14 protein-coding genes are annotated in these 14,328 nt (G+C 63.4%); 9 read left to right on the plus strand and 5 right to left on the minus strand.

Annotated features, from left to right (window positions below; genetic code table 11):
* The first annotated feature begins 119 nt into the window (after positions 1–119).
* Positions 120–422, plus strand: coding sequence for a CSS-motif domain-containing protein (locus AC0L3U_RS29125; protein ID WP_456765859.1), 303 nt, complete (start codon positions 120–122; stop codon positions 420–422).
* Positions 419–979 carry a hypothetical protein gene (locus AC0L3U_RS29130; RefSeq protein ID WP_473364121.1) on the plus strand — a complete coding sequence of 187 codons (561 nt, stop codon included), beginning with the start codon at positions 419–421 and terminating at the stop codon, positions 977–979. Before AC0L3U_RS29125 ends, AC0L3U_RS29130 begins: the two co-directional genes overlap by 4 nt.
* 169 nt (positions 980–1,148) lie before the next feature.
* Here the strand turns inward: AC0L3U_RS29130 and AC0L3U_RS29135 are convergent, their stop codons facing one another.
* Positions 1,149–1,433 carry a hypothetical protein gene (locus tag AC0L3U_RS29135; protein ID WP_473364122.1) on the minus strand — a complete coding sequence of 95 codons (285 nt, stop codon included), beginning with the start codon at positions 1,431–1,433 and terminating at the stop codon, positions 1,149–1,151.
* 424 nt (positions 1,434–1,857) lie between these two features.
* Between AC0L3U_RS29135 and galE the strand changes: the two genes are divergently transcribed.
* A complete protein-coding gene (galE, locus tag AC0L3U_RS29140) occupies positions 1,858–2,847 on the plus strand; it encodes a UDP-glucose 4-epimerase GalE (protein WP_456765861.1) in 990 nt (329 codons plus the stop codon).
* A gap of 25 nt (positions 2,848–2,872) precedes the next feature.
* Here galE and AC0L3U_RS29145 read toward each other — a convergent pair whose 3' ends face one another.
* Entirely contained in the window at positions 2,873–3,331 is a 459-nt protein-coding gene (locus AC0L3U_RS29145) for a hypothetical protein (RefSeq protein ID WP_456765862.1), read from the minus strand.
* Between the two features lie 609 nt (positions 3,332–3,940).
* On the opposite strand from AC0L3U_RS29145, the gene AC0L3U_RS29150 reads away from it, so the two are divergent.
* Complete coding sequence (locus AC0L3U_RS29150; RefSeq protein WP_456765863.1) at positions 3,941–4,612, plus strand: hypothetical protein; 672 nt, start codon at positions 3,941–3,943, stop codon at positions 4,610–4,612.
* Between the two features lie 18 nt (positions 4,613–4,630).
* Positions 4,631–6,781: a CHASE2 domain-containing protein gene (locus tag AC0L3U_RS29155; RefSeq protein ID WP_473291669.1), complete on the plus strand. Its 2,151-nt coding sequence runs from the start codon at positions 4,631–4,633 to the stop codon at positions 6,779–6,781.
* 35 nt (positions 6,782–6,816) lie between these two features.
* Here AC0L3U_RS29155 and pobA read toward each other — a convergent pair whose 3' ends face one another.
* A complete protein-coding gene (pobA, locus tag AC0L3U_RS29160) occupies positions 6,817–7,989 on the minus strand; it encodes a 4-hydroxybenzoate 3-monooxygenase (RefSeq protein WP_456765865.1) in 1,173 nt (390 codons plus the stop codon).
* Positions 7,990–8,037: 48 nt separating this feature from the next.
* Between pobA and AC0L3U_RS29165 the strand changes: the two genes are divergently transcribed.
* Complete coding sequence (locus tag AC0L3U_RS29165; protein WP_456765866.1) at positions 8,038–8,943, plus strand: helix-turn-helix domain-containing protein; 906 nt, start codon at positions 8,038–8,040, stop codon at positions 8,941–8,943.
* A gap of 5 nt (positions 8,944–8,948) precedes the next feature.
* Here the strand turns inward: AC0L3U_RS29165 and pcaG are convergent, their stop codons facing one another.
* Positions 8,949–9,575: a protocatechuate 3,4-dioxygenase subunit alpha gene (gene pcaG / locus AC0L3U_RS29170; protein WP_473291663.1), complete on the minus strand. Its 627-nt coding sequence runs from the start codon at positions 9,573–9,575 to the stop codon at positions 8,949–8,951.
* Between the two features lie 4 nt (positions 9,576–9,579).
* Positions 9,580–10,368, minus strand: coding sequence for a protocatechuate 3,4-dioxygenase subunit beta (pcaH, locus tag AC0L3U_RS29175; protein WP_456765867.1), 789 nt, complete (start codon positions 10,366–10,368; stop codon positions 9,580–9,582).
* 94 nt (positions 10,369–10,462) lie between these two features.
* Between pcaH and AC0L3U_RS29180 the strand changes: the two genes are divergently transcribed.
* From AC0L3U_RS29180 to AC0L3U_RS29190, 3 genes are all read left to right on the plus strand, one after another.
* A complete protein-coding gene (locus tag AC0L3U_RS29180; protein WP_456765868.1) occupies positions 10,463–11,407 on the plus strand; it encodes a LysR family transcriptional regulator in 945 nt (314 codons plus the stop codon).
* Between the two features lie 51 nt (positions 11,408–11,458).
* On the plus strand, positions 11,459–12,763 hold the full coding sequence (pncB, locus tag AC0L3U_RS29185) for a nicotinate phosphoribosyltransferase (protein WP_456765869.1): 1,305 nt from the start codon (positions 11,459–11,461) through the stop codon (positions 12,761–12,763).
* A 247-nt stretch (positions 12,764–13,010) separates the two neighbouring features.
* Positions 13,011–14,318, plus strand: a complete 1,308-nt coding sequence (locus AC0L3U_RS29190; protein ID WP_473364123.1) for a GGDEF domain-containing protein — start codon at positions 13,011–13,013, stop codon at positions 14,316–14,318.
* Positions 14,319–14,328: the final 10 nt, after the last annotated feature.

Raw genomic sequence — 14,328 nt, forward strand, 5'->3', positions numbered from 1 at the left:
GACCCTATCTTAGCCCGTCCTGACTAGGATCTGCAGGAGCGTCCTTCGATCTCCGCGCGGGCAGGATGAGACTACAGCGACCGACCTTTGTGTTTGCGGCGCTCGTGCTTGCGAGCACAATGGCGTTCGGGCTGGGCGGGCATTTCGCAGCCGAAAGCATCATCCGGCGTCAGCAAGCCCATCAGCTCGACGAATTGACTGAGGTTGTTCTGCGTCGCGCCGAATTTGCAATCGATTTTGCCGGCGCGAGCCTGGGCGAACTTGCGCGGCGCGACCTTGCCGATTGCGGGCCCGCGACGCTGCAGGCGATCCGCCTCCACGTCTACCAGCGTTCCGCAATCAAGGATGTGCGCCTCGTTAACCCTGATGGCCCGGTGATCTGTTCGGCCTATTCCGAAACGCTGGAATTCGACAAGGGATGATCGACCGCCGCGATATGCTTCCCGCGCGCGACAAGAGCCTTTCGCTCTTCCGTGTCGAGCAATTCGGCGGCGATGCTCTGGGCGTGCTCAAAGACATCAATGGCAACGCCGCATTGGTCGCCATTCTTGGCGTCAACGCCAGCCTGTTCGACATCATGCCCGCCGAGTTGCGCGTCCATAGCGAAGTGATCCTCGCCTTGAGCAACGGCGAGAAACTTGGCGAATTCCTGCTCTATCCCGACAAAGCCTTGCAGGTCCCGATCGATCTCGACAAAAACTCCACTCGATTCCCACTCCATGCGACCATCCGCCTCGAACGCGGCATCCTCTCGACGCGAGGCCTACTGGCCGACGCTGGCCGTAGCGTTCGCAATTGGCGCGCTTTTCGGCAGGCTTTCGTAGGTCGCCTCGGCCTTGCCTGTTCCAGGCGAGTTGTTCGGAGGCACTTCATTGCCGCCTTTGAGATCGGCCTGCAACTTCACAAGTTCTGCGCTCGCCGTTGCGGCTGTCATGATGATCAGCCCCCCAGCATCGCCGCTCCCACCAGTGTCGCGTAGCCTCGATCGCTGTCGTTCCTCATGGCATCCTCCTGCAAGCTCTGCGGCCCGCTGCGATTAAACCCGGCCCGCAATGGAAATTCCGGATGGAGATTTACGCCTGATTCGGAACAACTATCGCGAGATCTCGGCTCCTTATACCCGGAGCTTGAGAAATCACGTGCGGGGGCTAAGCCGAGCGGCGCTGGCCCAGGAACTGGTTCGGCGTCAGGAGTTCTGCCATCTGATGATGGGTGGCCTGGAGCGCCTCGATGGCGCCGTCCAGATCAAAATCGGCGTCCCGGACAGATGCGAAAAATTTAGCCGTCAGCGCCAGATCGAGCTTGACGCGGGTTGCGCCATCGCGGCTTTTGCGGCGGTCAAGTGACAAATGGATGGCTAGCATTCTGGCCTCGGCAGGCGTGCAGCCACTCAGCCCGGCGAGTTCGTCATAAGTCATCCAGATCTGTGCCATGTTCAGTCACTCCTTTACTCGGCCTCAGCTTATTTTTCGTACTTAAAGCTTCGGTTGCCGCCGCGCGCGCGCCGACCATTTCGCAGCCATAGGGTCAATGCGAGCTAAACGAAGAAGGACTATCGTGCCGAGCCCCCGGTGGGTTGCATACAGCGAAGATCGATCTATGCTCACCCGATCGATCAACTGTTGAACTGAGGCAATCACATTGGGACAGATCACTTCGGAAGCCCTCTCCTTGAGTGATGTCGTGTCCCGTGGCGCCACCCTGCATGTTCCCGCGTTGGGCACCGCTTTGGGCCGACATATGGTCGGCTTCTCCGCAAACGTCCCGCATCGCTGACGCTCGCTCGTGCTGTCTGCCGATTTGGTGCTGGCGGCGGTTGCCTGGATAATCGTTGATTTCGCTTTGAGGTAAGCACACATGACGGACCGACCGACTGTCCTCGTTACCGGAGGCGCGGGCTATATCGGCTCGCATGCCTGCCGCGCCCTGACCGCCGCCGGCTATCAGCCCGTCGTTTATGACAATCTGTCGACAGGTCATCGCGGCTTCGTCGCCGGTCCGCTGGTAACAGGCGATCTGCTCGACGGCGCCACGCTGGCGCACGCCTTCGCCGAGCACAAAATCACGGCGGTCATGCATTTCGCGGCGGCAAGCCTCGTCGGCGAGTCCATGACCGACCCGCAAAAGTACTACATCAACAATGTGCAGGGCACGCTGTCGCTATTGCAGGCGATGCGCAATGCGGGCTGCCATCGTATCGTGTTCTCCTCGACCGGCGCCGTCTACGGCAATGCCGATTCCAAGGAACTGCCGGAAGATTTCCCCTGCGCGCCGATCAACCCCTATGGCGCATCGAAGTGGATGATCGAGCGCATGCTGGCCGATTACCGCGCCGCTTACGGCTTCGGCGCGTTCTGCCTGCGCTATTTCAACGCCAGCGGCGCCGATCCTGCCGGCGGCATCGGCGAATTGCGTGACAATGAAACCCATCTCATTCCGCGCGCCATGATGGCGTTACAGGGCCATGTCGATTTTGCCGTGTTCGGCGAGGACTACGACACGCCCGATGGCACCGCGATCCGCGACTATATCCATGTCACCGACCTCGCCGCGGCGCATGTCGCGGCGCTGAAGCTGCTGGAACAAGGGCATGCCGGCGGCAGCTTCAATCTGGGCACCGGCTCCGGCTTTTCGGTGCGGGAAATCCTGACCGCCATCAGGCAGGAGACCGGGCGCGAGGTGCCCCACACCGTCAAACCGCGCCGCGCCGGCGATCCCACCTATCTCGTCGCCGATCCCTCCGCAGCGCGAAAAGTGCTGAATTTCGTGCCGCGACATTCGGATCTACCGACTGTGATCCGCACCGCCTGGGCCTGGCACCAGCGGGCTCATCCGCTTAAGTCCTGACAACATCGTCGAAGTCGATCTGGCCTTATGGTCTATTCCGTTCTGAGCCAAGCGATCCCGGCGCAAATGGATGGCGCGATCGCGAACGGCCGTCGAGCCCCTTGGGCAGCTTGTCGGCATTGAGCTTCACGACCGCACCTCTGGTGTCGGGGGCCGGCACCTCGTCCTGGCTGTAGATCAGCGTCGCCTCGAAGGTCAAATCGGGGGCCTGCTCGGCCGTTCCGGAACAGGTCGCCATCGCACCGCTGCACACGCCCGAGAGCTTGACCTCGACCTCGTCGAGCCCAAACACGGTCGGCGGCCCCTCGGCATGTCGCCGCGTGGTCAGAATCGCCGTGAAGCGCTGCTCGTCGATTCGGTAAGAGCCGCCATAGGTGAAGAAGCTGTCGCTGCCGGAGATTCGTCCCTCCGCCAGATGCACTACGCCCGTGCCCTGACCGCGCGGGGTCCTGAACCAGGCAGCATATTTGCCGTCTCTCAGCATGAAAATATCCGCCGTACAACTCAAACCCATTTGCAACCAATACTAGGGCGCGACAATGATCCGCGCGGAGAGCATTCCGCCACGGTTAACACCCTGCAAAGCGAGCCAGTCAAATTGCTACCGACGCGCAGCGACGCGGGCAGCGCAGGCTCCTCCGCGCAGCGGGCACGAAAGCTGGACCTCGTTGCATACCGCGCTAAAGACGATCGGCGTGCCGACCTCGTTTGGCAGCTTGCATATAACCGCTATCAACTCAGCCTTCGTGACAACAAGCCTTCCTGTCGCGCAGGGAGGAAGTGGTCGAGATCGCCGCCGGTCAGCAGGCGACGCCGTATCAGAAGACCGAGGCCACGCTCGCGCCCATTATAGGTATAGAGAGTGCAGCGGAGGGCCACCCGGTCGAGGCCGTCCCAGCCGAATGAAATTATCCATCCGGCCAACAGCTTGCCGGCGCACTGTTTTCTCCGGTCGCCGGTTTGAACCTCTTCCTGATAGAGTGCACCAATATCTGAGAGTGATTCCGGTCACACTTGCCTTGGCGTTTCGCTGCTAAGCATCGCCCCTGGACGGGGACCGGGCAAATATCGGTCGAATTGGATGAGATTTCCCATGAAAAGCCTGATCGGCGCTGTTGTCGGCGCGTGCTGTCTTGCTGCCCCCGCTTTGGCGGAGACTCCGGCCGCCATCGTGGAGGACGTGCAAGGCAAGGTCGACGGCATCGCGTTCATGGATTACGTGGCGCCGGGCAAGATCATCAAGCTCGGGCCGAAGGCGAGCATTACGCTCAGCTATCTCAAATCCTGCCAGCGCGAGATCATCAGCGAAGGCGTCGTCCTGATCGGCGCCGAGCAGAGCACCGTGCAGCTCGGCGAGGTCAAGCGGGAAAAGGTGCCCTGCGATACCAATGCGGCCAAACTGTCTGAGCGCGAGGCGAACCAGAGTGCCGCGACGACCTTCCGCACCATGCGGTCGGATGCCAAGGGTAGCGCTCCGGCCAAGCTGCCGACGCTCTACGGCGTCGCGCCGCTGGTGCAGGCCAAGAGCGGCAGCACCCTGGTGATCGAACGCACCGATGGCAAGGAGCCCACGATCAGCGTGCCGCTCAGGGGCGACACGATGGTCGGAGGCAAGTTCTATGACTTCGCCAAGGTCGGGAAGTCGCTGACGCCGGGCGGCAGCTATCTCGCCATTCTCGGCGCCAAGCGCTACGCCTTCCAGGTCGATGCCAGCGCCACGTCATCGCCGACGCCGATCGTCGGACGCCTGCTGCGGCTCGAGTAGGCGGCCTGCGTCGGGGCGATGCGGCGGATCGGCAGACGGGACATCGTTGCAGCGATCCTGATTGCGCTTCTTGCAGGCGCCGTCGTCACGTCTCCGCCGTTCCAGACGTTGCAGGGCCTGTCGCTCGACATCCTCACGGCACTGCGCGGCATGCTCGTCGGCGACCACCGCGATCCCGCGACATCACCCGTCGTCGTCGTGGCCATCGACGGCGAGACCTACGACACTCCGCCGTTCAAGGGATCGCCAACGCAGACCTGGACGCGCGAGATCGGCCGCGTGCTCGGGAGTATCGACGATGGCGGTGCCAAGGTCATCGGCTTCGACGTCATCTTCCCGAGCTCGATCGAGCAGTCGGAGATTCCCTTCGGCGACGCGCCGCTGGGCAGCCGCATGAAAGGCTTCGATCGGGACTATCTCATCTCCCTGCGGAAGCTTTCCGACAGCGGCAAGCTGGTCCTCGGCGAGATCCTGAGCAACGATCATCCCGACGCGCCTTACCCCGCACAGCGATTTGCGGTGAAGAACGCTGTCCGTTCCCTCAACGTCCATACCGACACCGACGACGTGATCCGGCGGATGCCGCTGAGCTTCTCGATCGACGGTAAGCCGGTCCCCACGATGGCGGTCGAGCTCGCCGCGCGCGCGCTGGGTGGAAAGCCCGAGATCGCACCGTCCGGCGCGTCCGAATTGTCCGGTTATGCAATTCCGAGCGCGGTACCGAATACACTGGCGCTCAATTTTCGAGGACTGGGCCGTGACATTCCGACTTTCTCCTTCGCCGATCTGCGAGCCTGCGTCGAAAAAGGCGACCGCGATTTCTTCCGCCGCGCCTTCGGCGGCAAAGTCGTGCTGCTCGGCACCGCTCTGAATTTCGAGGATCGCAAGCTCACCTCGATGCGGCTGTCCGGCGGATATGACGGAACGCCGGGGCCGCGATGCGCCCTACCCGTCTCGGCGAACACCGCGCAAAAGGCCCGCAGCGACATCGCCGGGGTCTTCGTGCATGCCACCGCGGTCCGGAACTTGATCGAGCGCGATGCCGTGAGCGAACTCGGCTTTCCGGCACGGACCATTGTCACGATCGCGCTCGCGGCAATCATCGCCTGCGCGGCCTGCATGTTCGCGCCCGGCGGCGCGATGATCGCCTGGTTCGTCCTGACCGCCGTTTACGCCGCCGTGGCCGTCGGTGCATTCGTCTATGCCTTGGCGCTGCCGCTGACGGAGCCGGCACTCGCAAGCCTTGCCGCGCTCGCGATGATGATCGGCTACCGTTTCGTGCTGGCCGATCGTGACGAGCGTTTCCTGCGCAAGAGCTTTGCGTTCTATCTCGCCCCCGAAGTCATCGACACCATGGTTGCCTCCGGAAAGATGCCGGCGCTCGGCGGCGAAATGCGCAACGTCACCATGTTCTTCTCCGACCTGAGCGGCTTCTCCTCCATCGCCGAGACGATGACGCCGGGCGAGCTGGTGACGCTGATGAACGAATATCTGTCGGCCATGACCGACATCATCGAGAGCCATGGCGGCTATGTCGACAAATATATCGGCGATTCCATCGTCGCCATGTTCGGTGCGCCCGCCGACGATCCCGCGCATGCGCGCCACGCGGTCCATGCCGCGCTGAAGTGTCACGCAAAGCTGGCAGAGCTCAACGCCGGCAGCGCCGCTTTCGCCGGCCGCGGCCTGTCGCATCGCATCGGGCTCAACAGCGGCGAGGCCGTGGTCGGCAATATCGGCTCCCGCCGCCGCTTCAACTACACCGTGATGAGCGACACCGTGAACGTCGCTTCGCGGCTCGAAGGCGCCAACAAATACTACGGCACCGCAATCATGGCCTCGGAATCGACGATGGCGCAAACCGGCGACGGCTTCGCCTGGCGGGAACTCGATGCGATCCGGGTGCTGGGGCGCGGCGAGGCGATCAGGGTATTCGAGCCGCTCGCGGACAAAGGCGCGGAGAGCGCCGGGCAGAAACAGGTGGCCACGGCTTACGCGGAAGGGCTGGCCTGCTGGCGGGCAAGGGAGTTTGCGAAGGCCGCTGATGCGTTCGGGCGAACGGCGGAAATGGATCCGGCGTCAGCGCTTTTTGGCAAGCGCGCGACTGCGCTCGCTACAAATCCACCGGGGTCGGATTGGACTCCGGTGAACATCCTAGAAGGAAAGTAGTGCAGCGTAGCACCGCTTTTCGGGTTCACTCCACGCTAGAACGGCAGCCCCACATAATTTTCCGCGAGCAGGCGCTGCGCCGTCTCGGACGAAAGGAGATATTCCAGCTCAGTCTGCTGGAGCCGGTCCTCGTATTCGAGCCGGTCGGGGAAGCGATGCAGCAGCATCGTCATCCACCACGAGAAGCGTTGCGCCTTCCAGATCCGCGCCAGCGCCTTGGCGGAGTAGCCCTGGAGCCCGGAATCATCGTCGTTCTGATAGTGCGCGAGCATGGCGTGGTAGAGATAATAGATGTCTGAGCCGGCGCTGTTCAGCCCGCGCGCGCCGGTCGGCGGCACGATGTGGGCGGCATCGCCGGCGAGAAACAGGCGGCCGTAGCTCATCGGCTCGGCGACGAAGCTGCGCAAGGGCGCGATGCTCTTCTCGATGGACGGTCCCGTGATCAGGCGGCCGCCGACCTCGTCCGGCAAACGACGCTTCAGCTCGGCCCAGAACGCATCGTCGCTCCAGTCCTCCACCTTGTCGGTGAGCGGCACCTGGACGTAGTAGCGGCTCAGCACTTGCGACCGCAAGGAACACAGCGCGAAGCCGCGCTCGTGCTTCACGTAAATCAGCTCCGGCGACACCGGTTTCGTGCGCGACAGCACGCCGAGCCAGCCGAACGGATAGATCTTCTCGTATTCCCGCAGCACGTCCTTCGGGATCGACTTGCGGCTGACGCCGTGAAAGCCGTCGGCGCCGACGATATAATCGCAATCGACTCGAACGGTCTCGCCATTCGAACGATAGGTCACGTAAGGCCGGTCGGAGGTCAGGTCATGCGGCGTCACATCCTCGGCGTTGTGCACGACGTTGCCGCCGAGGCGGTCGCGCGCCTCGTAGAGGTCGCGCGTCAGCTCGGTCTGGCCGTAGACCAGCACCGAATTGCCGCCGGAATGCTTGTAAAGGTCGATCTGTGAGAGCACGCCGTCATGGGCGATCTCGAATCCCTTGTGGATCTCACCCTCGCGGTCCATCCGCTCGCCGCACTGAGCCTCGCGCATTAGCCTGGCGAAGCCGTGCTCGAGCACGCCGGCACGGATCCGGGCAAGCACGTGGTCGCGGCTGTATTTTTCCAGCACGACCGTGTCGATGCCCTTGAGGTGCAGGAGCTGGGACAACAGCAGCCCGGACGGCCCGCCGCCGATGATACAGACCTGAACTTTCATTTTTGCATCCTCCTCTGCACTTTCTTGCAGATTCAGCGCCGCTGACCGATGGAGACTTTCGTCTTTGTCTTGTACTATTCGAACATGAGAAGCGCAGCCCCCGCCCCGGCGATCCGGGTCTACAATCTGTTCGGCGAGTCCGGCGATCTGCCCGATGTCGTGCATTGCGAGACGATTGCCTCGCGCTCGGTGCTGCACGACTGGACGTTGGCCGTGCACCGCCATGCCCGGCTGCACCAGGTGCTGCTGATCGAGCGCGGCGGCGGCGAAGCCACGCTTGACGGGCGCGTGATGCAGCTGAAGCCGATGCAAATCGTCAACGTGCCTGTCGGCCACGTCCACGGCTTCCGTTTCGTGCCTGATACCCAGGGCTGGGTGCTGACCATCGCCGCGGAAATATTGGACGAAGCGCTGCTCGCCTCCGAAGGACTGCGGGGTGCCTTGTCGCGCTCGGCCGTGATACGCGGCACGCCGCAGATCCGGATCACCATGAAGCAGATCTTTGCCGAACACGCCGCGCGCGATTTCGGCCGAGCGCATGTGCTGCGTGCACTGTCGGCGGCCATGATTGGGCTGGTGGCTCGTGCGCTCACCGGCGAGGGCGGTGGCAACGGCACGGCTGAAAGCGGACTATTCCGTCGCTTCGAGGCGCTGCTGGAACAGCATCATCTGGAACGCTGGAGCGTTGCGGACTATGCGGGTGCGCTGTCGATCACGCCGACCCATCTCAACCGGGTGACGCGGTCAGCAACCGGCGACACCGCCTCGCACCTGATCCTCAACCGGCTGATCCGCGAGGCGCGGCGCAACCTCGTCTACACCAATTTGCCGGTCTCGACGATCGCCTATGCGCTTGGCTTCGAGGACCCCGCCTATTTCAGCCGGGTCTACGCCGCCGCCACGGGCGTGTCACCGCGCGCCTTTCGCGCGCAGCTCCACGGCGAGGAGACCTGAGACGATCACACATCGAAGAACACCGTCTCTTCCGGCCCCTGCAAATTGATCGTGAAGGAATACACGATCTTGCCGGCGCGTTCGCTGCGCTTTGCGATCAGCGTCGAGCGCCGGACCGGCTGCTCGATGAGGTTGAGCACGGGGTCGGCGGCGTTGGCGGCCTCTTCGTCCGAGAAATAGAGGCGCGTGTTCAGACCGATGTTGATGCCGCGCGCGACGATCCAGACATTGATGTGCGGAGCGCCCTTGCGGCCGGTCTTGTCGATGATCGCGCCCGGCTTGATGGTCTCGAAGGTGACGAGACCACTCTCGAAGTCGGAGCCGCCGCGGCCCCAGCCACGAAATTCATCGTCCAGCGAGCCGATTGACCGATCAGCCGGATGGTTGTAGCGGCCCGTCGCGTTGGCCTGCCAGATCTCCAGCAGCACGTCACGCAGCGGCGTGCCGCTGCCGTCGATCACCTTGCCCTCCAGCGTGATGCGTTCGCCTTGCGTGTTCGTCGTCACCAGCACGTTGGAGAAGTTCTTCTCGAAAATGTCGAAGCCGGCCATGGCCGGGATCAACCCGATATGGACGTACGGCCCGGCCGTCTGCGAGGCGGTTTCCTTGAGGTAGTTGAGCGGCTGCGGCATGGACCTAGTTCCCTGCGGTGCGATTTTCAAAGTAAGTGGAGCGCTGGCCGCGCAAGACGATGTCGAAGCGGTAGGCGAGCGAGTCGAACGGAGCCGATGCGTTGAGGTCGAGCGGCGCGACCAGACGCTCCAGCGCGTCCTTGTCCGGGATCGTCGTCAGGATCGGACAGACCGGGATCAGGGGATCGCCCTCAAAGTACATCTGGGTGATCAGACGTTGTGCGAAGCCCGAGCCGAACACCGAGAAATGGATGTGAGCGGGACGCCAGCTGTTGACGTAGTTGCGCCAGGGATAGGGTCCCGGCTTCACGGTGCGAAAATAATAGTAGCCGGTGTCGTCGGTCAGCGCGCGGCCGCAACCGCCGAAATTCGGATCGATCGGCGCCAGATACGTGTCCTTCTTGTGCCGGTAGCGGCCGCCGGCATTGGCCTGCCAGAACTCGACCAGGGTGTTCGGTACGCCGCGGCCGGTCTCGTCCAGCACCCGGCCGTGGACGATGATGCGCTCGCCGACGGGATCGCCGTCCTTGGCATAGTTGCGGATCAAATCATTGTCGAGCGCGCCGAGGTCGTTGTGACCGAACACTGGCCCCGTAATCTCCGAGACCGAGTTCTCAAGCGACAGCAGCGCCTGGCGCGGCGAACGTAGCACCGACGATTTGTAGCCCGGCGCGTACGCGGGCGGATGCATGGAACGGTCGCGCTGGAAGAAGCCGCCGTCACCGAGCGGCGGCGTGAACGGCTCGGGGTGGTTGAGGCGGGGATCCCGCAAGGCTGGCGCCTGGGCATGCATCGGCGTTGTCTCTCCCTATCGCGCCCCGTTTGGGCGCACGGTTTATCGGGAGATGATGGCGCGGGCTATTCTCAAGATAAATAGATCGATTATAATGAATTCCATGAACAAAATCGATCATTTGGCGCTTGATGGCCACGCGCTGGAGCTGTTCCTGGCGGTGCTGGAAGAAGGCTCGGTGACGGCCGCCGCAACGCGGCTCGGCCTGACGCAATCCGCGGTCAGCCACGCCCTCAACAAGCTGCGGCGGATCGTCGGCGATCCGCTGTTTGCCAAATCCGGCCGCGGCATTGTGGCCACGGCGCACGCCCAGGCGCTCGCGGCAAAGGCGCGGGCGCTGATCGACGAGATGCGGAGCTTTGCCGGCGGCGTCACGTTCGAGCCGGCGAGCGCGCAGCTTTCGCTGACAATCGCCGCGAACGACTTCCAGCGCGACCTGCTGCTGCCGCGGTTCTTCGATCATGTCGCCGCGCAAGTGACGAGCTTGAACCTGCGCGTGATCCCCTCGCAGTCGCCCTCGCCCGCGATGCTGCGCGAAAACCGCTGCGATCTGCTGATCACGCCGCTGCCGCCATCCGGCGTGGACATCGTGCAGAAGCGCCTGCTGCAAGACCATTACGTTTGTTACTACGACCCCAAAGCGCGTGCCGCGCCGGCTACCCGCGGCGCCTATCTCGCGGCGCGTCACATCACGGTGGTCTACACTGACAATGAGCGGCTCGACTTCGATCGCCGGCTTGCAGCCAACGGCTTCCACCGCGACATCGCGATCTCGGTGCCGAGCTTCTCCGGCGTGCCGTCCTTCCTGCGTGGCTCGCAAATGCTGGCGAGCATGCCGAGCCTGCTGGCGCCCGGCGTGATGCACGGCTTCGCGCAGGTGCGGATTCCACTGGCCTCGCGCACGCGAACCCTGGCCGAGCTGCCGATGTACGTGGTCTGGCACCAGCGCTATCAGAAGGACCCGGCGCATCGCTGGATCAGAGGCCAGCTCGAGACCATGGCGGCGACGGCCTCGCACCCCGCCTCCACGAAAACCTGATCCCCGTCAAACCCACTGGTTGCGCCGGGGCCGCCACGCTAGAATTCCCCCATGACAGTGACCGACATTGCGAGCCGGACCTACAATCACAGCTGGCGGCTGGATCCCATCATCCGCAGCCTGCTTGATACCGACTTCTACAAGCTATTGATGTTGCAAATGATTCGGGAATCTTACCCGAATCAGCAGGTGACATTCTCGGTCATCAACCGATCGCGCCATGTCCGGCTCGCCGAGATCATCGACGAGGGCGAACTGCGCGCCCAGCTCGACCACGCCCGCACCATCCGCTTCACCAAGAAAGAGCTGATCTGGCTTGCCGGCAACACATTCTACGGCAAGACCCACATGTTCTCGGCGGACTTCATCCGCTGGCTCGCCGAATTCCGGCTGCCCGAATACGAGCTGCGCAAGGTCGAAGGCCAGTACGAGCTGCACTTCCACGGGCCGTGGAGCCATACCACGATGTGGGAGATTCCTGCGCTGGCCATCCTCAACGAATTGCGCTCGCGCGCAGCGATGAAGGGCCGCGGCCGCTTCGAGCTCGACGTGCTCTATGCCCGCGCCAAGGCCAAGCTGTGGACCAAGGTGGAACGCCTGCGCAAGCTGGATGGCTTGCGGCTCTCCGATTTCGGCACCCGTCGCCGCCATGGCTTCCTCTGGCAGCGCTGGTGCGTGGAGGCCGTGAAGGAAGGCCTGGGCCCGTCCTTCATCGGCACTTCCAACGTGCTGCTCGCGATGGACAATGATCTCGAAGCCATCGGCACCAACGCCCATGAGCTGCCGATGGTCGCGGCCGCGCTCGCCAGCGACGACGAGGAGTTGCGGTGGGCGCCCTATCGCATCCTTGACCAGTGGCGCCAGACCTATGGCGGCAACCTCCTGATCGCGCTGCCCGACGCTTTCGGCACCAAGGCTTTCCTGCGCGATGCGCCGGAATGGGTCGCCGACTGGACCGGCTTCCGTCCCGACAGCGCGCCGCCGATCCAGGCCGGTGAGGAGATCATGAAATGGTGGGAGCAGAAGGGCCGCAATCCCAGGGACAAGCTGCTGGTGTTCTCCGACGCGATGGACGTGGGCTCGATCGAGGAGACCTACCACCACTTCGCCGGCCGGGTGCGGCTCTCCTTCGGCTGGGGCACCAATCTCACCAATGATTTCGTCGGCTGCACACCCGACGGCTCGTTCAATCTCGATCCGATTTCGCTGGTCTGCAAGGTGTCGTCGGTCGACGGACATCCGGCCGTCAAGCTCTCCGACAATCCCGAGAAGGCGACCGGCCTGCCCTCGGAGATCGAGCGCTATTTGCGCGTCTTCGGCGACGCCGGGCGCGTGCGCAAGCCCGTGCTGGTCTAGCGCCAGAGCAATCTCTCTCCATCGGGTAAACCATCTGGGGCGAATGCGAGACATCGGCGCGCCGATGCCGCGTCAGTTCCGGTTCGACGGCATTTGCAACGATCTGCCATCATCCGCTTCACAACGTCTTCACCCTGCGACGCAGTCTCCTGGCATTTTCAAGTCGAGTTAAGCACCTTTCGCGCGTAATCCGCGTTATGAGCGGATCGCTCCGCTGGGGTCGTCGAGCGACTTGGGGAAACGCAAAGTGTTTCGCAGAACAGCGCCGTCAACGAAGGGACGCAGCTTCCTTCACGTCATCAAGCTCGTCTCGCCTTTCGTCACGGTCGTTCTGCTGCAGGCCGCGATTGCCGGATTCAGCCTGGAGGTGATGTCCTCGGTCCGCGCCTATGTCGCGGGCGAAGCGTTGTGGTCGCGCTCGCAGAAGAACGCCGTCTATTTCCTCAATCTCTATCTGCATTCGGGCGACGCCAGCCAGTTTGCGCAATATCAGACCTCGCTGGCCGTTCCCATCGGCGACGAGTTCGCGCGCTGGGCGCTCGAGCGCGATCCGGTCGACGTCGAGGCCGCCCGCATCGGCTTCCTGCAAGGCGGCAACCACCCCGATGACGTGCCGGGACTGATTTGGCTGTTTCGCTACTTCAAACAGGTCAGCTTTCTCAAGGAAGCGATCCGCGAGTGGGCTGCCACCGACCCCATGCTGCTGGAGCTCAGCGTGTTCGGCGAGGTCATACGGTCAGAGTTGAAGAATGGGCCGGTTCAGGACAGCAAGCGCCTGCAATTGTTGTCGTCGCGGCTCTCGGAGCTCAACACCCAATTCACGGTGCACGCCAAGCGGTTCTCCACCGTTCTCGGCGAAGGCTCCCGCGCCATCAAGATGACGCTGACTGGCGTCAATATCGTCACAGCCATGACGCTGATCCTGCTCCTGATCTGGCACACGCGGCGATTGGTGCTGCAACGACAGGCGTTCGAGGATGCCCTGCATGCCGAGAAGGGGCGCCTGGCCTGGCAGGCGTCGCACGATTGGCTGACCGGCTTGTCCAACCGTCGCGCCTTCGAGGCGCGCCTGCAAAGCGAGCTGGATGACACCGCGGCGGGTTCGCTGGGCCTGATCCTGCTCGATCTCGACCAGTTCAAGGACGTCAACGACAGCTGCGGTCACCTCGCCGGCGACCGCCTGCTCCGCCAGATTTCGCGCCTCCTGCAGCAGGAGCGGCGGCCGCATGACCTGGTGGCCCGGCTCGGCGGTGACGAATTCGGCTTGATCCTGCCGCGGTGCCCACCGTACGACGCCGTCGATATCGCCGAACGGCTGCGCCGGGCGCTCGAGCTATCCGTCTTCGCCTGGGACGATCGTTGCTTTGCCGTGACCGCCAGCATCGGCGTTGCCTGCATCACCGACGGCAACGCCACGCTCGAGGACGCGATGCGGCGCGCGGATGCCGCCTGCTATCGCGCCAAGGAGAACGGACGCAACCGTGTTCAGGTCGACAACGGGACGACGGACGTCATCGTCGTCACCTCTCGGCAACGCAAGTCCGCCAGCGCATAGCAGCGCTCAG

Source organism: Bradyrhizobium sp. Kon69 (assembly GCF_055807515.1).